General features: G+C 69.9%; 19 protein-coding genes. 10 read left to right on the forward strand and 9 right to left on the reverse strand.

The window, feature by feature from the left end; all coding sequences use genetic code 11:
* Window positions 1-8: 8 nt before the first annotated feature.
* Together ACFQ6N_RS30485 and ACFQ6N_RS30490 are read right to left on the reverse strand one after the other, a co-directional pair.
* A complete protein-coding gene (locus ACFQ6N_RS30485; protein ID WP_380655924.1) occupies window positions 9-644 on the reverse strand; it encodes a hypothetical protein in 636 nt (211 codons plus the stop codon).
* A gap of 63 nt (window positions 645-707) precedes the next feature.
* The gene (locus tag ACFQ6N_RS30490; protein WP_380655926.1) at window positions 708-1,508 is read right to left on the reverse strand and encodes a TauD/TfdA family dioxygenase; all 801 of its coding nucleotides are present in this window, start codon (window positions 1,506-1,508) and stop codon (window positions 708-710) included.
* A 174-nt stretch (window positions 1,509-1,682) separates the two neighbouring features.
* On the opposite strand from ACFQ6N_RS30490, the gene ACFQ6N_RS30495 reads away from it, so the two are divergent.
* Together ACFQ6N_RS30495 and ACFQ6N_RS30500 are read left to right on the forward strand one after the other, a co-directional pair.
* On the forward strand, window positions 1,683-2,111 hold the full coding sequence (locus ACFQ6N_RS30495) for an NUDIX domain-containing protein (protein ID WP_375874594.1): 429 nt from the start codon (window positions 1,683-1,685) through the stop codon (window positions 2,109-2,111).
* Window positions 2,112-2,114: 3 nt separating this feature from the next.
* Window positions 2,115-3,260: a helix-turn-helix domain-containing protein gene (locus ACFQ6N_RS30500; RefSeq protein WP_380655930.1), complete on the forward strand. Its 1,146-nt coding sequence runs from the start codon at window positions 2,115-2,117 to the stop codon at window positions 3,258-3,260.
* Window positions 3,261-3,477: 217 nt separating this feature from the next.
* Here ACFQ6N_RS30500 and ACFQ6N_RS30505 read toward each other — a convergent pair whose 3' ends face one another.
* From ACFQ6N_RS30505 to ACFQ6N_RS30525, 5 genes are all read right to left on the reverse strand, one after another.
* Window positions 3,478-4,374, reverse strand: a complete 897-nt coding sequence (locus ACFQ6N_RS30505; RefSeq protein WP_380655933.1) for a hypothetical protein — start codon at window positions 4,372-4,374, stop codon at window positions 3,478-3,480.
* Window positions 4,375-4,642: 268 nt separating this feature from the next.
* Window positions 4,643-5,203, reverse strand: coding sequence for a DUF5753 domain-containing protein (locus ACFQ6N_RS30510; protein ID WP_380655935.1), 561 nt, complete (start codon window positions 5,201-5,203; stop codon window positions 4,643-4,645).
* Between the two features lie 141 nt (window positions 5,204-5,344).
* A complete protein-coding gene (locus ACFQ6N_RS30515) occupies window positions 5,345-6,280 on the reverse strand; it encodes a phosphotransferase family protein (protein ID WP_380655938.1) in 936 nt (311 codons plus the stop codon).
* A gap of 180 nt (window positions 6,281-6,460) precedes the next feature.
* A complete protein-coding gene (locus tag ACFQ6N_RS30520) occupies window positions 6,461-6,961 on the reverse strand; it encodes a hypothetical protein (protein ID WP_380655941.1) in 501 nt (166 codons plus the stop codon).
* Between the two features lie 391 nt (window positions 6,962-7,352).
* Window positions 7,353-8,096: an ATP-binding protein gene (locus ACFQ6N_RS30525; protein ID WP_380655944.1), complete on the reverse strand. Its 744-nt coding sequence runs from the start codon at window positions 8,094-8,096 to the stop codon at window positions 7,353-7,355.
* 210 nt (window positions 8,097-8,306) lie between these two features.
* Between ACFQ6N_RS30525 and ACFQ6N_RS30530 the strand changes: the two genes are divergently transcribed.
* From ACFQ6N_RS30530 to ACFQ6N_RS30540, 3 genes are all read left to right on the forward strand, one after another.
* On the forward strand, window positions 8,307-9,212 hold the full coding sequence (locus ACFQ6N_RS30530; RefSeq protein WP_380655946.1) for a DUF5753 domain-containing protein: 906 nt from the start codon (window positions 8,307-8,309) through the stop codon (window positions 9,210-9,212).
* Window positions 9,209-9,442 (forward strand): DUF397 domain-containing protein, encoded by a 234-nt coding sequence (locus ACFQ6N_RS30535; RefSeq protein WP_380655949.1) that lies wholly within the window; start codon window positions 9,209-9,211, stop codon window positions 9,440-9,442. The genes ACFQ6N_RS30530 and ACFQ6N_RS30535 overlap by 4 nt, the downstream gene beginning before the upstream one ends.
* A 247-nt stretch (window positions 9,443-9,689) precedes the next feature.
* A complete protein-coding gene (locus tag ACFQ6N_RS30540) occupies window positions 9,690-10,028 on the forward strand; it encodes an HIT domain-containing protein (protein ID WP_380655952.1) in 339 nt (112 codons plus the stop codon).
* Between the two features lie 51 nt (window positions 10,029-10,079).
* On the opposite strand, the gene ACFQ6N_RS30545 is transcribed toward ACFQ6N_RS30540, so the two are convergent.
* Entirely contained in the window at window positions 10,080-10,412 is a 333-nt protein-coding gene (locus ACFQ6N_RS30545) for a hypothetical protein (protein ID WP_380655955.1), read from the reverse strand.
* Between the two features lie 508 nt (window positions 10,413-10,920).
* On the reverse strand, window positions 10,921-12,477 hold the full coding sequence (locus ACFQ6N_RS30550) for an RICIN domain-containing protein (protein WP_380655958.1): 1,557 nt from the start codon (window positions 12,475-12,477) through the stop codon (window positions 10,921-10,923).
* A 980-nt stretch (window positions 12,478-13,457) separates the two neighbouring features.
* On the opposite strand from ACFQ6N_RS30550, the gene ACFQ6N_RS30555 reads away from it, so the two are divergent.
* From ACFQ6N_RS30555 to ACFQ6N_RS30575, 5 genes are all read left to right on the forward strand, one after another.
* Window positions 13,458-15,221, forward strand: coding sequence for a ParB/RepB/Spo0J family partition protein (locus tag ACFQ6N_RS30555; RefSeq protein WP_380655961.1), 1,764 nt, complete (start codon window positions 13,458-13,460; stop codon window positions 15,219-15,221).
* A 100-nt stretch (window positions 15,222-15,321) separates the two neighbouring features.
* Window positions 15,322-15,873, forward strand: coding sequence for a hypothetical protein (locus ACFQ6N_RS30560; protein ID WP_380655963.1), 552 nt, complete (start codon window positions 15,322-15,324; stop codon window positions 15,871-15,873).
* Entirely contained in the window at window positions 15,870-16,550 is a 681-nt protein-coding gene (locus ACFQ6N_RS30565; RefSeq protein ID WP_380655966.1) for a hypothetical protein, read from the forward strand. Before ACFQ6N_RS30560 ends, ACFQ6N_RS30565 begins: the two co-directional genes overlap by 4 nt.
* 195 nt (window positions 16,551-16,745) lie before the next feature.
* On the forward strand, window positions 16,746-16,949 hold the full coding sequence (locus tag ACFQ6N_RS30570; RefSeq protein WP_380655969.1) for a hypothetical protein: 204 nt from the start codon (window positions 16,746-16,748) through the stop codon (window positions 16,947-16,949).
* Window positions 16,950-16,951: 2 nt separating this feature from the next.
* On the forward strand, window positions 16,952-17,656 hold the full coding sequence (locus ACFQ6N_RS30575) for a Fic/DOC family protein (protein ID WP_380655971.1): 705 nt from the start codon (window positions 16,952-16,954) through the stop codon (window positions 17,654-17,656).
* Window positions 17,657-17,978: the final 322 nt, after the last annotated feature.

Here is a 17,978-nt window from a genome sequence, read left to right on the forward strand (position 1 = left end):
CGCTCTGGTCAGCGCGTGGTGCGGCGGGGAAGGGCGAGGATCGCGTCGCCGAGTTCGCGGGCCACGTCGGTCACGTCCCGCCGGGTGGTGTCGACGGTGATCAGGCGGCGGTGGCGGCGGCCCATCACGGCGAGCGCCTGGTGGAAGCGGTCGGCGAACGGCTCGTCCTGCGCACTGCGCAGGTCACGGACATCGATGTGGTTGCGGCCGTGCAGGCGCTCGGCACGGGTCTTGATGTCGGCGGTCACGTGGACCGCGAGGTCGAACGGGGCGAACATCTGCGGCCAGCGCAGGGCCGCGCGGGCCGCGAGGTACGGGCCGCCGGCGATGCCGAAGGCGACGATCCGGTCCACGTAGGCGTCTTGGATCAACACCTCGCAGCCCTCGGCTGCCGGCGGCCGTACCCTCGCCAGCAGGTTGTCCAGAGCGAACCCGGCGAACAGGTACGCGGTCGTGGTGAACGCGCTGTCCGGCTGGCGGGCCATGGACAGCCAGCGCAGGGGCCGGTCCAGCGGATGGCGCCGGGTGAGCATCCCACGGTGCCGGGTCGCCGTCACCCCGCGATCGGCGAGGTCTCGCACCACGGCCTCGACCAGCGTGGTCTTGCCGGCCAGGTCGATGCCATCAACCACTACAAGCAGCATCGAGTCTCCTCGTTACATCGTGGGCAAGGTTGTGGTTGCCGGACTGGGGGATGCCACCCAAGCTCACGCCGTGTTCTTGGCGCTTTCGGTCGCGATCCACGGCGCGGTGAAACCCGGTTCGAGGCCGAGCCCTCCGTGGGCAGGCCCGAGGGCACGCAGCAGCAGCCGCTCTCCCGTGAACGCGGCGCGGCCGTGCAGGACGCGGTGGTTGTCGAGGAGGAGCGCCTGCCCGGCAGCCAAGCGCACCGAGACGGTGTGCCGAGCGATCGCGGTGCGCAAGGCGGGCATCTGGACCTGTGCCTCTGGCGAGAAGCGGGCTAGCTCGTCCTGGCGCAGGCGGATGCGCCATCGCCTCGATGGCAGGTCTTCCAGGACGGGGGCGAACAGCCCGTCCGCGCCGCCGAAGTAGGCTGCGCGCGGCGCAGACAGGGCTGCCAGCGCGGCGGGCCGGAAGCCGGCCAGCTCGCCGAGCACGGCACGCCCGTCGACGAGGATGCTCTCGCCTCCAGCACGGCCTGGCTGGAGGCAGACGAGTATGACCAGGCGAGCGGGGCCGGGCAGTTGGGCACTCTCCGTGTGGACCGCGAGATCGCTTCGGCCCAGCCCGGCCAGGCCAACACGTCGGCCATGGCGACCGGTGTCGCGGATCGTGGTCAGCCCGTCCGGGCCGCTGTCGCGGTGCGGGCGCAGTTCGGCGAGCAGCAGGTGCGCGACTTCCAAGACGTCGTCGCGGCAGTGCAAGCCCGTCAGGCCGGCCGCGCCGCGTTCCCGGAGCACCTCCCCGATTCGCTCCCGGAACTCACCGGAGCTGGCCGCCGAGGAGTACGGCGCGAAGAAGTCCACTCCGGGGGTGTTCGAAGGCATGGGGATCTCCCTTGGGCGTAGATGGGATGGGGAGACCACAACAGTCGTCGGCATCGCCACCGCCGTACAGTGACAAACTGTCAACCCGTGATCACGGGAACAGGGCGCTTCGGCTCGGCTCGGGGCTGCTACGTTCGGGATGCCTGCGCCTGGCCGCACATCATGGAGGACGGCGTGATCCAGCTCGAACAGCCTTACGTCCCAGCGAAGTTCCCCATCTCGATCAAGGGTGTGGTCCTCGACAGCCAGCGGCGCGTGCTGCTGCTGAAAAACGAGAGGCAGGAGTGGGAGCTGCCCGGAGGCAAGCTCGAAGGCGACGAGACCCCCGCCGAGCGGGTGGAGACCGAAATCCAAGAGGAGAGCGGCTGGACGGCCAACGCCAGCGCTCTGCTCGATACGTGGATGTACGAGCCGCTGCCCGGCCGGAAGGTCTTCATCGTCACCTACGGCTGCACCGCCACCGGTGCTGACAAGCCCCCCGTTGTCAGCCACGAACACAAGGAGGCCGGACTCTTCCACCGGCACGAGGTCGACGCGCTCGTCATGCCCCAGGGCTACAAGGACTCCATTGCCCGCTGGTACGAACTCCTCGACCGGGACTGAGCCGTGGAGCCCGCGCCACGCGACGGCATCCAGTGGCACTGGACCACGCCCCGAGCCCAGGAGATCCTGCGCCGGCGAAGCCTGGCGGGAATCCTTACCTTCTACCGTGAACTCCACGGCCTGCCCCAGCAGGAACTCGCGGACCTGCTCGGCTACTCCACCAGCTACGTGTCCCGGGTGGAGACCGGCTCGCGCACCATCACCGACATCGGCGCCCTGCGACACATCGCCGACCAGCTCCGCCTCCCGCCCCATTGCTTCGGCATCACCGACGACGCAGACGGAGACCACCACGCCATGATCCAGTTCGCGGAGAGCGTCCTGCGCCTGGCCGAGATCGCCCGCCAGGCCGGTCAGGCCAGCGCCGCTGTCGACGAGCTGTGGCCTCTGGTGGCGCGGTTGGAGGCCCGGGTTGAGGACGGCCGCACCGAAACGGACGTATTGCGGCTGCTCGCCCGCGCCCGCGTCGGCCTCGGCGTCGCCCTCGGTCACGTCCTGCCTGACGAGCGCCTGGCCACCGCTGCCCGCTGGACCGGCAAAGGACTGGCTGTCGCTCGGCGCCTCGGCGATCCGACCCTGCACACCTACGCCCTGCGCCACCACGGCAACGAACTCCGCAAGGCCCGTCTCCTGGGAGCCGCGGTTGACCGGCTCGCCCAGGCCCGGGATGCCGCCCGCACACCTGGCGAGCGAGCTGAGGCCGTGATCCTTCTGGCCCGCGCCGCCGGCAGCGCCGGGGACCGGGCCGCGTTCGATGACGCGGTCACCGAAGGCTTCCGGTTGCTGGACGTGGCGCCGACGACGTCCCTGTTCTCCGATTTCAGCCACCACGAGGTCCACGTACGGGGGCTCGCCGCCACCGGCCGTGTCCAGGAGGCCGTTCGCGTCCTGGAGCGTGCACCCGCGCCTCGACTTCACACGACCACGCAGTGGCGCATCATCTCCGCGATCACCGCCGGGCAGGTCCTGACGCTTCGGGGCGACCACCGGGCCGCCCGGGAGAGCTTGGCCGAGGCAGTGCGGGGAGCGGTGGCGCACCGGCTGCCGCACCAGATTCAGCGAGTGGTGCGCGCCAGTCGAGGTCTGCCGGACGTCCGTGAGGAGGCACAGGCCGCCTTGTCGCAGCTCAAGACGGCTATAGCGGCCTGACCGGCGAGGTGCCACAAGCCCTGCCCTCCTGGGAGCGATCACGACCTCGTGCCGCGGCTGCCAACCCTGCGGCGCGACAGAAACGCCCCAACGGAGAAGGTGGTCCATCACGGTGCAGCCTCCATCTCGGCCTGTGGATGTGAGGTCTTGGCCAGGAGTGGTGGGGCCGACTCGAAACGGACATCGGGTCGGCCCACCGTCTTCGGCGTGCTGGCCTCTACGCGGAAATCGCGGAAGCCCCCTCGTCCGTAGCCACGGCGGACTCGACGGCTGCGTGGTGGCGGGTGAGCCACAGGGCCGGGTCCACGATCTCGGCCTCGGTCGGGTACAGGTCCTCCCTGGTCAGCGCGGCACGGAGCAGGGGGAACCCGCCCGCGCCGACCAGCGCCTTGACGAGCTGTTCGCCGAGGTCGAAAGCCGGGCTGTTCGTCGGGGCCTGCGGGTCGCGTCGCAGCTCCGTGTACAGGGAGCTGGGTTCCGGGTCTCCGGGCAGGGCGCCGATGATTTCCTGCCCGCACAGCGCCTTGGAGGCGAGGCGCTCGACGTACTGGCCGTGCCCGAAGGTGAGGGCCGCGGGGGTGCGGTGCTGCTCGGGCGGCAGGCCCGCGGCGGTGTCCAGGAGCTTGCACCTGAGCGGCGCGTACGCCAGCTCCGGGTGAAGGGTGAACTGGGCCAGGTGGGTGAGCTGGTGCGCGAAGATCGTGGTCAGCTGCCGCTCGGTGGGGTTGAGGTACTCGTCGTACACCTGCGGCATGAAGGTGAGCTCGGCGGCTCCGTCCTCGCGCCACATGATCGCGGCCCGGGAGGTCGGGTAGAGCCGGGAGACCATCTGCTCGGTGTACGCACGCGTCTGCGCGGTCATGCCGGTGATCGCGTCGTCGGGGAACGTGCCGTCCGGCAGGGACCCGATGGCGAGGGAGGCCATCAGCACCGAGTGCTCGACCTGCCGCTCGATGAATTGCGCCGGGCTGACCGGGCAGGCGGTGACCCGCCCGGGCAGGGCGAGACCGGACAGCTCCGCCACCAGCGGGGCGGCGGCCTCGATGAGGCCGCAGAAGCGGGCGAACACAACGGCGTCGAGGTCGGCGTCGTTGCGGTGCTCGAAGATGGTCATTGACGATCCAAGGGGTAGATGTGTCGTGCTTACTGGGCGGGGCGATACGGGCGGCCGGCGGCCAGGGAGTCTGCGCCGATCAGCCGCAGCGCCGGGAGGCAGCCTCGGCTGCTCTGGTCGCGGGTCAGCTGGCTGTTCATCCCTGGCGGGGCGAACTGCGATTCGTTGGCGGGCCGCACCAGGTCGAGCGGACGGCGCGGCCTGCGCCCTCGCGACGACCGCTCCGCATGGGGCGAGGGCGCACCCCCAAGGAGAGCTTCGGCTGGTTCTAGATCAGGCTGCTGATCAGGGCGCGCGCGTCGTCGCCGTAGACCGCGGTGCGGCGAAGGCGGTCGAAGACGTCCCGGAAGCGGCTGACCGTCGCCGGGTCGGTGACGGTACGGGGGCCCGCGTACTGGTCGATCTCGACCCGGACCGAGTTGATGATGGTGAAGTCCCAGTAGGTGCGGACCAGGGTGCCAGCAGGGATGACGCCGAGGGTGAGGCCCGGGCGCTGGATGCACTCCAGCAGGTAGGTCAACTGCTCGCGGAGCACGGCCGCACCCGCGATGTCCGCCGTCAGGGCCCGCGCGCTCATGATGATCTCGAACTTGCGCTCTCCGTTGATGAGGTCGCGCCGGGCCATCCTCGCCTGGATGGCCGTCTCGATGTCCTCGTTGGAGACCGGGTAGAACTCGCCGGCGTGCTCGAAGACGGCGCGGGCGTAGTTCTCGGTCTGCAGGGTGCCGTGGACGATGCTGCCTTCGAACGACTGGACGATGTTGGCGGAGCGGTGCAGTTCCAGGAAGTCGTTCTGGATGGGCGCCAGCGCGGTGCTGGTGGGGTTCATGCCGTCTCCTTCTCTCGGGTGTCCTGCGGAGCAGGTCGTTGCGGAGTGGTCGGTCATCGGTGACTGGCCTGTTGCCGTAACCCGCCGGGAGGTCGGGCCTCGGACCTCGCAGGCAGGCGGAGGGCTGTCCGTCGTGCCGGGTCAGGTGGCCATCGCGGCTTCCGCCTTGGCGCGGGAGGCAGGGCGCCAGCGCCACGGGAAGGGCGGCAGGGGGGAATTGAGGATGGTGGCCAGCCTGCGGTCGGCCTCGTCCTGGAGTTCCGGGTCGATGCGGGTGTACTCGGCGAGGAAGAGCCACGCGCTGAGGGCGAAGACCGGGGTCATCGCGCGGTAGGTGCGGCCGTCGTCGACGGTGGTGACGTCGTGACCGTAGGCGGCGATGAACTCGTCGAACTCCTTGCCCGGCGTGGCGAAGATGTCGCGCCTCCACCCAGCGGCGGCCTGGTCCCACGCTCCGGGCCCGATCGCCGTTCGCTCGAAGTCGATCAGGGCGGGACCGCGGGTGGTGATGATGCAGTTCGTCGGGGTGGCGTCGCCGTGGATCACGCACATCGGGCCGGGCGGCGTGGCGCGCCAGGTGGCCCGGGCGGCGGCCAGCAGAGCGCGCAGGTGCTGTTCCTGGTCGGAGGACAGCGTGCCCGGGGGCAGGTCCCTGATGCGCTGGGACAGCGCACTGAACGGGTTTAACTTCGGCAGACCCAGGCCCGCGGGGATAGCCAGCCGGTGCAGCCGCTGCAGGACGTCCGCGAGGTCAGCCGGATGGGGCGCGCGGTCGCCGAGGTCCTCGACGAAGGTGACCTGGAGGTGGTAGCGGCCGGAGTGCACGAGTGGGTAGGCGGAGGTGCCGGCCGGGCGCGGAGCCTGGATGCCGTTACGCAGCAGCCATCGCGCAATCCGCGTTTCACGCAAGGCCGTTTCGGCTTCGGTGCCCGGACGCCAGACCTTGGCGATGGCCCCCGACTCGGGCAAGCGCCAGGTGTGGTGGGGGCCGCCCTGCAGCAGAACGGCTCGGCGCGGGTCGAGGCCCTGGCGCCAGGCCGTCGCGACGACGGCGGCGCAGCTTTCGTCGGGTTTCACAAAGCTCCGATCAATCAAGGAAGTTGGCGCTGCAGCGGAAGCGGGGCGGTGCTGCCTGACCCCTGCTGGGGTGGGCCTGGTCGGGCGGTGCTCTGAGGTGTGCGAGGCAGCGGCAGTCGGACCGCCCTGGTGCCCCGGTGCCGGCAACGCCCCATGGGCAGCGGCCGGCACCGGGAGGCTTTACGGGCCGAACTGATATCCAGCGGCCATGAGCTGGGATCGAGCAACGCTCACGGCCTCCGCGAGGCGGTAAGGGTCGGTGAGTACCGCCGGGCGGCCGGGAAGCGCCCTCGGCAGGTACAGCCAGTCCCGTCCGTCCGCACGGCGGCTAGGCGGAGGGCACTTGACCATCCGGCTCCCGTCGAGCAGTTCGGCACCGGGGCCCTGCCACACCGCAGGGGCGATGGGCACGAGGACCTCGACAACGCCCTTCGAATGGTTGACGAGCACCGGCCCGACGAGGCTGGGGGCGTTGCCGGCCAACGCACGAACGGCGGCTCGGCCCAATGCTTCCGGAAGCTGTACCACGACGAAGCCGTTGCCGACCGGGATGGGGACCGCGCGACCCTCCGCCCACACCCTCCAGGTCGCCTCCGGGTCGCGGGTGTGCCCGCCGAGCCAACGCATGCCCTCGATCACCTGGCGCATGAGTGTGGTTGGGACAATCGCGGCAGTCGTCATCGTGCTCTCCGTGCCTGGTCGTTGGAGTCATTTGCTCGCGGTTCCGGCGGTCGCGGCCCGCGCTGGCGAGCGTCCGAAGTGCAGGGGGAACTGCCCGGCTACCCCGTCGCCGGAGAAGAAACGGGAACGGCCGGGCAGGCGGCATCTGCCCTGCTGGCGTGAGGGCTTCGGAAGGTGGAGGCCAGCAGGGCCGGTCCCGTCGTACGGGGCCCCACACGCCTGCCCAGACCCGTGTTCCCTGCGGCGGGCGTGAAGGGGCCCTGGAAGCGGTGAGCTTGCACGCCCCTGCGACGGGGTGGTGCTCTTCCGCAACTCGCCCCAACACGACTCGGGGCAGGGGTTCTGGTGTGCAGTGGCGCCAGTGCATTGAGGCGCCGGGTGCAGGTGGGGACTATGAGCTGTCGGTCACGTGAGGCAGTGTGCTGGTGGCCGGCGGCAGGTCCGGCGCGAACACGGGCCCGGTTGCGGCGAACTGGCTCGGCACGTCGTGGACGGCGGCCTGGCTGAGCAAGCCGACGACGGTGACGTGCCCGGCCGCGATCACCGCGGCCACGCCCCTGCGGCGAAACCACCCGGACCGGGGCCTGGACGGCGCGGCGGGAGCACGGGGGGCATGTAACCGTGGTTCGTTGTGCGGGCGCAACGGCTCCGCCACGACCATGGCGTCGGGTTGGTTCACGGATAACCCGTGCCGAGGGCCGCATTCGAACCAGACGACCTTCGTGCCGGTACGTCTGTCGACCTTCGCACCCCAGGCATTGGACAGAGCCTTGACCAGATTGAGGCCCTGGCCGTTGGTCACCTCCTCACCGAAGTGCTCTCGCACGAGAGGCATTTGATCGCTCTCGTCGGCGACTTCGACGCGGACTGCGGTGCCGGTCCAGGTCGCGGCGACGGTCGCGGCCTTGCCGGTGTGGATGACCGCGTTGGCGATCACCTCACCGGCCAGCAGCCTGACGTCTTCGATCCGGTCGGGGGGCAGAGGGAGGCCCCAGCGGCCGATGCCGACGAGGAGGGCCTGCCGCGTCGCGGCGGCGCCTTCCGGGGTCGGGGCTACGTGCAGAACCAGCCGAAGGGGCTGGCGTGGTGCTAACGGTGCGCCCAGGTGTGGGGCAGGGCGCAGTGACTCATTCATGGGAAACCCCCGGTGAGCACGGCGATAGCGATGGATCACCGAGACCGTGACACAGGCCACTGACGGTGAGTGCGCTGCTACAGTCTCGCACTCGGAACTGAATTGCAACAGGTGTCGTCACCGTCAATTGACGGTAGTGCGCGGCTGGCGCTTCCCAGGCAGGGACGGCAGACTTGACGCGGCATCAGTGACAGCTGATAGGGGTGTGGCATGGACGAAGAGGCCGCGAACGAAGAGCAGGACGAGCGCCCCGCCGGCGTGCCGTTCCTCCGGCATCTCCTCGGCGGCAGGCTGAGGAGAATCCGCGAGCGAAACCGGCTCACCCGTGAGCAGCTCGGGGACGCCCTCGGCCTTTCGGCCGCGATCGTCCGTCGCCTGGAGACCGGTCGGAACATCATCAAGGTTCACGACGTGAACTCGTGGGTCACGCAGTTCAACCTGGACCAGGCCACCGCGAACTCGCTCAGGGAGATGGCCAAACAGAGCAAGGAGCACGGCTGGTGGACGGACGAGGACATGCATCCCTCGTTCAGCGCCCTGGTTGAGGCAGAGAGGCTGGCCAAGCTCATCAAGAACTGGGAGCCCAACATCCTGCCGGGCTTGTTGCAGACCGCCGCCTACACCGAGGCGGTCATCTCCCGTGAGCGCTTCCTGTTGAAGGCCGACAATCCGCTGCCGCTCGAAAAGGTCGTCGAACGCACCGAGCTGCGCAAGCAGGTGTTGTTCGGCGAGAGGGCGCCGCAGGCCCGGTTCATCGTCGGCGCGGGCGCGCTGCGCATGCTCGTCGGTGACCCCGAGGTGATGCGGGGCCAGCTGGAGCATCTGATCGCGGTGTGCGAGCAGGACAACGTCACGATCCAGGTGCTTACGGAGGAGTCCGGCTACCACGTCGGAGCAGCTGGTTCCTTTGCCACCTACCTGTTCAGCGACCTGCCTGGCGATGGTGTCGTCTACACCGAGCAGAACCTGACATTTGCGGACCGTCTCTCGAATCTCAACCGTCGCAACCGCCAGTTTGAGGTCCTTATGTCCCAGGCGCTCGACCCGGCGGCGACCCGGTCATACTTGCAGGCAACCCTGACGAACAAGACGAGTTGGGGACAACTGGAAGGATGACCATGCAAGACGGCACCACCCTCGACCAGGGCGGGTACCGCTGGGCCAAGTCCAGCTACTCGGCCGGCGAAAACGGCAACTGCGTCGAGGTCGGCCGGACCCCGGCTGGCGCCATCCCGGTGCGCGACACCAAGCAGGACCGACGCGGCCCGGTCCTGGAGTTCACCCCCGCGGCGTTCCAGACCTTCCTCGATGCCGTCAAGGCGGGCGAGTTCCCGGTTCAGCTGTAACGAGTGAATGAGAGGTGGGTGGACCCTGGCGAAAGAGCCGCCGGGGTCCACCCACCTCTTCCATACCACCTGGGCACGACAATGAACGCACATGGCCCCACGACAATTCCGGCAAGCCCACCTTAACCGTCAACTGACGCGTGGCTGCTTGCGGCAGGGAAGGCCGACCGGCAGCTGGCATCTCAGTCGCCGCGCTCAGGACGCCGCCGTACGTCGCCCACTACCTCGGCCTGATCGGAGCCTGATTATGTCCGACTTCTACTGCGAGCAGGCATTGAACGGCCTCACCCCCATTGAGGTCGTCCACGAGACGGACCGGGTGCTTGCCTTCAAGCACACCCGCCCGTCGTACCCGGTGCACATCGTCGTGGTGCCCCGCCAGCACATCCCCTCGCTGGTGAACCTCGGCGACGGCGGCGAGGACCTGCTGTTGGAGGTGCTGCGGGTCGTCCGGCTGGTCGCCGCGCAGGTCGCCGCCGAGCACGGCGCCGCCTCGGTGGTCACCAACGAGGGCAACTACCAGGAGAGCAAGCACATGCACTGGCATGTGATCAACCGTGGCGACCTGCCGGAAGGTCTCGCCTGACGTCCTGAACGCCGCGACGCCCGTCAACAATTGTTGACGGGCGTCGCAAGCCTACGGCCAGCACCGCTCCAGCTCGGGAGCCAGCGCCACCAGCTCGACGCCGACCTCCTCGGCCTGCCCGAGCCGGTCGGCCTCGGGCAGCAACAGCAGCCCGATCGTGCGGGCCGAGATCATGGAGACCTCGCCACTGCGGTCGTTGTTGCCCTCGATCCACATGGCGTGCCGCAGTGCGTCGGCCGTGACCGCCAGGTTGCCCCACCGGCGCCAGGTCCAGGCGAAGTCGCCGTCCGAGCGAGTTGCCCGCCATGTCCCAGCCGCCATCGCCGTCCGCAGGTCCCGCACCGCGCCGGCCAGCTCGGTGATCGGCCGACCGTCATCCGCCAAGGCTTCGGCCAGCAGCCCCTGGTTGAACTGCTTGGGGTCGCCGTCGAGCCTCCACTGTCCTGCGACTGACTGCTGTAGATGTCGCCAGTCGGACCATCTGACCTGGGAACGTGCCAGCTTCCTTCGGCACAGCCAGGACCGGACGGACGAGTGTTGTTGTCACATACGTACGGGGTGGGGCTCCAGCGCGGCCGCATGGAGCGGCAGCCGGGCGGTTGCGAGAGCCCTGGGCGCGGGATGCCCTGCCGAATAGAGCTCGGCAGGGCATCCCGCCATGAGCGCGTCGGTCTGGCGATCTCTTCGCCGAGGATCGCGACGATCACACGTCCTGGGACTGCACCCTGGGGAGCGGCTCAAGTACGCCTTCGCCCACACACCCGCCGTGCTCGGCCAGCTGGTCATTGTCTCCGCCCGCCCGGCGACGCGGTTCGTCCTCGACGGCACCCGCCCGCGCACGGCGTCGTCCCCGCTGGCCCTGGTACGAGGCCGGAGGGGACGGCGGAGTTGCTCAGCTGAGGGGTGCCCAGAACTGGGAGTTCGAGCTGCTGTACTGGTTGAGGACCACGTTGGCGCCCGCGGTGGGGCTCGTCCGGTCGAGAGCCAGGCTGCCCATCGGGTGGGTGATCCTCAGGGTTCCGTTGCTCTTGGTGACCTTCCACTTCTGGTTGCTGTCGGCGGGGTTGTACGCCGTGACGATGACCGTGCTGCCCACGTTCACGGGGGAGGGGAGGGTGAGGGCGAGCGGTTGGGGGCAGCCGTCGGTGATCCGCACGGTGCCGTCTGCGTTCGCGTCGATCCTCCAGCGCTGCCAGCTGCGGGTGGTGTCGAGGGTGCCGAGGCTGGTGCTGGAGCCACTGGGGGCGGTGCACGAGCCGTTCACCTCCAGCGCCAGGCCGCTGCCATCGGTGAGGCTGTGGTACTTGCCGTCGCCGACGATGGTGGGCCCGTAGTCAATGGTGTGCGGGTTCAGCTTCCCGAGCGCCGTGCTGTCGGTGGACAGGGGCGGATTCGCCGCCGGGCGGGTGGTGTTGAAGTAGGCGGAGAAGGTCGGGGGCTTCTGCGCGGTGATCGCGGTGATGCTCGCGTTCCAGTTGGTGTCGACGGTGCGCCAGAGGTCGAGGAGGGAGCCGGCGACATTGCCCTCCACCACGTCGCCGACGCCCCAGTTGTTGCCGTAGGTGAAGGTGGTGCTGTTCCCGCTGCCCGAGACGGTGCGGGAGTCGCCGAGTACGTAGGCGGCCGAGGCGGTGGCGAAGCCCTCCGACCACGCGCACCCGTCCGAGCTCGCGTACGAGACGTAGTGGGGTTGGCAGTTGACGCCGGACGGCATCAGTCCGTTGTACATGCGGTGCATGAGGAAGTGGCTGGCCTCGTGCAGGATGACGTGCTCGGAGTCGGCGTCGGCGCCGTAGAGAAAGGCGCTGTTGGAGCTGGGGTCGTACGCCGCGGAGCCGGAGGCGTCCACCCAGTAGACCGTGAGCGGGGTGCAGGCTTGGCTGTTCGTCTCGTTGGTGGACCAGCAGAGGCTATTGGGGTTATTGCGGTTCGACCACAGGAGGTAGATGGTGTCGAGGACGTGCCAGGCCCTGGACGTGGAGGCCGGGGGCTTGGCCGTGCCGATGTTCCTGTTGCCGGTGACGTTGGAAAGGGCCGGCAACTGCATGGTGTAGATCTGATTGCTGTTGTCGGCGACCCACCACAGATTGCTGACGGAGGCCCATGCCTTCACCCACACGGTGCTCAGCGAGGTGGTCGTGGTGGGCGTGTAGCAGAGGTTGTAGCTGCCGTCGGCGGCGGTGTGCCCCACGACGTTCAGTGCGTGCGGCGAGTCGGTGCTCTTCTCTGCGCCCCACAACTCGACGACGGCGTAGCGCAGCGGCTTGGTGCGAGTGGGCTTGGCCGTTCCGTCCTCGGCGGACTGGTAGTCGTACTGGATCGCGCCGCTGATGCAGATCGGGGTCGCCGCCCGCGCGGCGGTGGCCGTGAGCGGGACGGCGGCCACGGCGGCGACGAGGGCCACGGCCAGGGCAACGGCTCGGAACGACAGCCGCAGTCGGATGGTCAAGATGATTCCTCCCAGTTGTGTCCAGCTGAAAGCGCTGCGCACCCCGGCGCGGGAGATGGCGGCGGTTCGAGGCCGCACCCAACACCGGGACGCTCCAAAGCTGCTCGCCATCAACCGGACTGGGGTGTTCCCAATGGTCAATGGCGAGGCCGCCTCCTGGCAGGGCGCACGACCGAGCGCGCGGAAGCGCAGTGGGTAGTGAATGCACGTCATGTGCACGCGACCGGTCCCGCCCCGACCTGGACACCGGCCGTGGAGCCGGACGGCTCCGTGTGCGATAGCGCCTGGGTCGCAGAGCTTGGCGGTGATGTCCTGAAGGGCTGGCCGAAGGGCACGCGGCTGATCGTTCGCACGGAACGGCCGCACCCCGGCGCCCAGGGTGGCACGGTCGGCGACGGCGACACCAACGGCGGCAAGTTGGGGCTCTACCACGGACGCGAACGCCAGGGGGCGCGTTCGCCGAACCAGCGCGCGCCCCTAGGGCGCCGGGCGCGCGCCGAGCGTCAGTCGGTCGGCGGGGTGATCTGCTGGCTCCTCCTTGCACGGCCAAGGCCGCTCCGCTGTGCAGCGCGCGAGTGGGCGCGCGGTTCGCGGCGTGCCTCCCTGTCCTTGGGGGGTACCAGGGAGCGGCCAGGTCCCCGGCCCCCTTCCGCGGCCCAGTATCCGGAGCCGGCCGCCCGCCTCAAGGGCGCTGCGCGTGGCTTCGCCACCGGCCTGCGGCCGGCCCTTGACCCGGACGGCCTCTTTGCCCCGGACCCCAGGCAGCTATCAGGGGGACGGGGGAGGTGTGTATGGGCTGTTCAGCTGCACCGCCGTGCCTTCCGCACGACACAAAACGATCATGAATCCGCCCGGCCGGAGAGGGGCGGGGCCATCGAGTTCAGTTGACCAAAAACCCTCGTTGAGGTATTATTGTTCTTGTTGGGAGGGGATGGCACCCCCGCCCAACAGGCAGAGACCATGCACCTGTTGGAGGATTTGTGGCCACCGTACTTGCCCCCGCTGAGCTGCTGGACGACGAGACCTTCTCGCCGGAGTCGATCGAGCTGGCGGACGCGATCGAGACTGAGTCCGTTGAGGAAGGCGCCGACTCGGGGGAGTCCTCGGCGAAGATCCTTCTCGAAGGGGTCGACCCGGCCGAGCTGATCTTCACGCGCAACGTCCGCAAGGCCGAGCTGACGCCCGACTTCGTCGACTCGATCGCGGAGCACGGCCTGTTCCAGCCGATCATCGCGACCCCCTATGAGACCGGGATCGCGATCATCCTGGGCAACCGGCGAGCCAAGGGCGCGATCGAGGCGGGCCGGACCGTCGACGTCATCGTGCGCAACGACCTGAGCGCCGAGGAAGCGCGGATCATCGCGCAACTCATCGAGAACATGCACCGCGAGGACATGCGCGAGAGCGAGATCGCGGATGCCTATGCACAGCTCTCCATGGAACTCGGTCTCGATGCCGACCAGATCGCCGCGCGGGTCGCGCAGGACCCGAAGAAGGTCAGGGCCTCGATCGCGTTGGCGGCGATGCCGAAGAGCGCGCGGCAGGCCGTGGACCACGGCGAACTCACGCTGGAGGACGCCGAGAAGCTGGCCGAGTTCGAGAGCGACCCGAAGGCCTACAAGCGGCTGCTCGACACGATCGAGCGGGGCGGAAAGCTGGAATGGGCCCTCAAGAACGAGAGGCGCAAGGCAGTGACGGCCGTGCTGCGGAAGGAGACCACCCAGGCCCTCAAGACGGCCGGTGTCCGGATGGTCGGCGAGCCGTACGGGTTCGGGTGGAACGGGTCGAAGGAGGTCGGCCTTGACCGTCTCGCCGATGCGGACGGAGTGGTCCTGACTCCGGAGAGCCACAAGGGTTGCCCCGGTAACGCGGCGTTCTTCCACGAGAACACGCCCGGTGACGTGAAGGCGAGGTTCCTTTGCCGTGACCCTCACCAGCACGGCCACCACGTGTCCGGCTCCTACTCGTTCCTCAGTCCGGAGGAGCAGGCCGCCAGGGCAGCGGCCGAGCAGGCTGATCGCGAGCGTCAGGAAGGGCTGGCGATCGCTCGGGAGATCCGGCACGAGTTCATCCAGGAACTCTGCCGGTCCAAGAAGGTGCCGAAGGGGCTGACCAAGCGGGTGCTCGGGCTCCTGTACAAGCTCGGGGCGGACGAGACGAGCCCTGAGGTGCTGGAGTTCCTCAAGGCGCCGGGCGACGACGACCGGAGCGCGCGGTACGGCCGATTCGTCGGACGTACGGCTGAGGCCCGGCTGCCGCTGGTGCTGCTCGCCAGCGTCGCGGTCAGGGCTGAGCGCCACGTGAGCGACGCGGTTCGCGGCTACGGGAAGAAGTGGGCCGCCCTCGCTTGGTTCGAGCTCCTCACCGACTACGGCTACGAACTGAGCGAGCCCGAGATCGAGTTGGTCGACACACTCCGGGCGAAGATCGCCGCAGCCGAGGCGCGGGCGGCGGCCGAGGCGGAGGCCGCCGCCGAGGAGGACGAGGACCAGGAGGACGAGGACGGCCAGGAGTTGACGGCGGAGGACGAGGAGGCAGCCGCAGACGCCGAGGAGGAGGACCAGGACGGCGAGGAGCTGACGGCCCAGGCCGAGGACCAGGAAGATGCGTTGGACAGGTACCTCGCGATCGTGAAGGACGACGAGTCCAACGACCCGGCCAGCGAGGACACGGGGGAGCAGACCGAGGACGCCGACGACTGGGAAGCCCGTTACCCGGAGATCAACGAACCGATCGCGGCCTGAACGCCGGGAGGGGTGACACCCTCCCCGCCACGCCGGGGGTGTCCGATGGCACCGGACACCCCCGGCCCCGCAGACCACACCACCCACGCCGGAGGCCCGCATGCACCTGTACCTCGCCACCACCGACGACCCGCCGCCCACCGTCCGGACTGATCTCGCCGTTCACCTCACTGGCCGCCACGAGACGCACGCCGTGCTGCTCGCCCGGACGATCCTGATGACCATGCCCTCCGCCCGCATCCGCCTGGCCCACCCGCAGCCCGCCTACGAGGCGTACGCCGCGTGGTCGGGTGCCGCCGACCAGGCCGCCGAGCTGTTCGCGCGGGTGCGGTCCGGCGTCGTCCCGGAGGCCGAGGGCCAGATATCCGGGCACCTGCGCTTTGACGCCCCGATTCGCCCGGCGGTCGTGGAGACGCTGCCCGCGAGGATCAGCCCGACGCGCGCGCCGCAGCTGCGGGTCAGCATCGGCGGCCTGCTGACGATCGTCACCGACATGGACGCCTTCACCAGTCAGCTCAACCTGTGGACCACGGCCTACCGGCACGCTGCGCGCCGCTGGCGCAAGCTGCCCGACATCGAGGAACTGGCCGCCGGGAAGGTGCCGACCTTCGAGGACGCCGAGGCCCCCGTGCTCGCCGGGGCGGCGGCATGAGTAGCGCCCGGCCGACCGGCCCGCAGTACGTCACCCTGGTCACCGAAGGCGGCTACCGGATGCACGCCACCGTCACCCTGGACTGGGAACACGGTGCCGCCCTGTACCGCGTTGCGGAACTGTGCGGCACCATCACGGTCGCGTGGGATTCGACGGACTACGACCGGAACTGCTGCGACAGCGATGCGATGGAGGTGACGTTCGGCAGGCCGTCGCCGAGCCCCTTTCGTTGGCGCTTCGAGGACGCCCCGACCGTGTACGGCGTCATGCTCGCCGGGCGGGCGAACTTCCACGCGGAGCGGATGAGCCCGACGAGTCCGTGGTGGCTGTCCGTCCGCAGAGCGGTCGGTGCCGCCGACGACGCAGAGGCTCCGGACGGCACCCGCCGTAGGACCGCCGCCATCGTCCACACACTCACCCACCACATGCTCACCCGGCCCTGGGCGGCTGAACTGCGCCGGGTGCACGACCGGCGGCACGCCCCCGCCCGGTACCGCCGTCACCAGGAAGCTATCCGGGAGTTGGAGGCGGAGTTGGCCACCCTCCAGGAGAAGGTGAGCACAGAGCAGGCGGGGGCCGCAGTCCAGGCCGCCTTGATCGCGGAGGCCGCCACCGGTGCGGGCCCCGTGGCCGCGCTGCCCGCGCCGGTGGCGGAGCCCCAGCCGCTCGCCGCCTGACCCGGCGGCCCGGACCGGCGGCCGGCACCGAGGGGGAGGGGCATCGAGCCCCTCCCCCTCGCGCGCGCCCACCGGTCCGGGCAGGCCACCTGCCGCGCCCACCCCACCGTCGCCCGAAGCGCCCGCCAGCGCCGGGCACGTACGCTGATGAGAACCACCCGCGCCCGCCCCGCGCGAAGACGAGGAGCACCACCGATGCACGACCCCGCCACCCCGGAGAGCCGCCGCCGTGCGCTGTCCTCCGCCCTGGGCTCCGTCCAGGCCGAGGGGCTCACCCCCAGCGCGGACTACGCCGCCGACGCGGAGGAGTACGCCACCGGACAGATCTCCGCCGACGAACTTGTGGCCCGCGCCGAGGCCCGCCACCGCGCTCCGGACGCCGAGCAGGCGACATCCTGACGATGGTCGACCCCTACCTCGACCCGGACAGCGGCGTCCTGCGCAACAAGCTCGGCATCACCGACCCCCAAGCCCTCGCCGCCGCGGAAGCCGACATCACCGCCGCCCGCCTCACCCGTCTCGCCGAGCGACCGCTCCCCGGTGCCTACGACCTGGCGCACCTCCAGGCGTTCCACCGGGAGATCTTCGGCAGCATCTACCCGTGGGCCGGCCAGATCCGCTCCGTCGAGATCGCCAAGACGGACCGGTTCTGCCTCGTCCGCATGATCCCCGGCTTCGCGGACGACATCTTCGGCCGCCTCGCCCGACGCCAGGACTACCTCCGCGGGCTCGACCGCGACGGCTTCCTCGATGGCCTGGCCGACCTCTACGGCGACGTCAACGCGCTGCACCCCCACCGCGAGGGCAACGGCAGAGCGCAGCGGGCGTACCTCGGCCAGCTAGCTGCCGACGCTGGACACCCGATCGACTGGACCCGGCTCGACCCCGAGCGCAACATGCTCGCGTCCATCGCCAGCCTCAGCGGCAACAACGGCCCGTTGCGCTCGATGCTCTCGGACCTCACCGTCGACCAGCCGGCACCGAGGGCCCGCGCGGCCACCACGACCAGCGAGACCGTCAGGGCAACCCCGACGCCGACACCGGCACCGGTGATCCAGCCCCCGCCACCGGTCCAGCCGGCCAACCAGCCGACCATCCGGCACTGATCCCGGAAACGATGGCGGCCGGTGGACACCCCCGCGGAAGCGGGTTGGCACGGTCCACCGGCCAGAGACCACAGCACCTCCGCGAACGCGGTGGAGCATGCGGACCTCCAGGGTAGAGCACCAGCCGAAGGGCCCAGGGGCTCGACGGCGAACCTGGTGGACAGCCGGCTTCGGCGGTGGTGGTGGTCGCCGCCGGGGGCGGCGGGGTTCGGGCGCGCCTTCGGCGTGGCTGCCTTTTCTGGTCCGGGCGCCCCGCTGCGCGGTTCCCCCGGCCCCCCTTCGCGGCCCAGTATCCGGAGCCGGCCGCCCGCTTCAAGGGCGC

Source organism: Kitasatospora sp. NPDC056446 (assembly GCF_042796115.1).
Taxonomy (GTDB): domain Bacteria; phylum Actinomycetota; class Actinomycetes; order Streptomycetales; family Streptomycetaceae; genus Kitasatospora.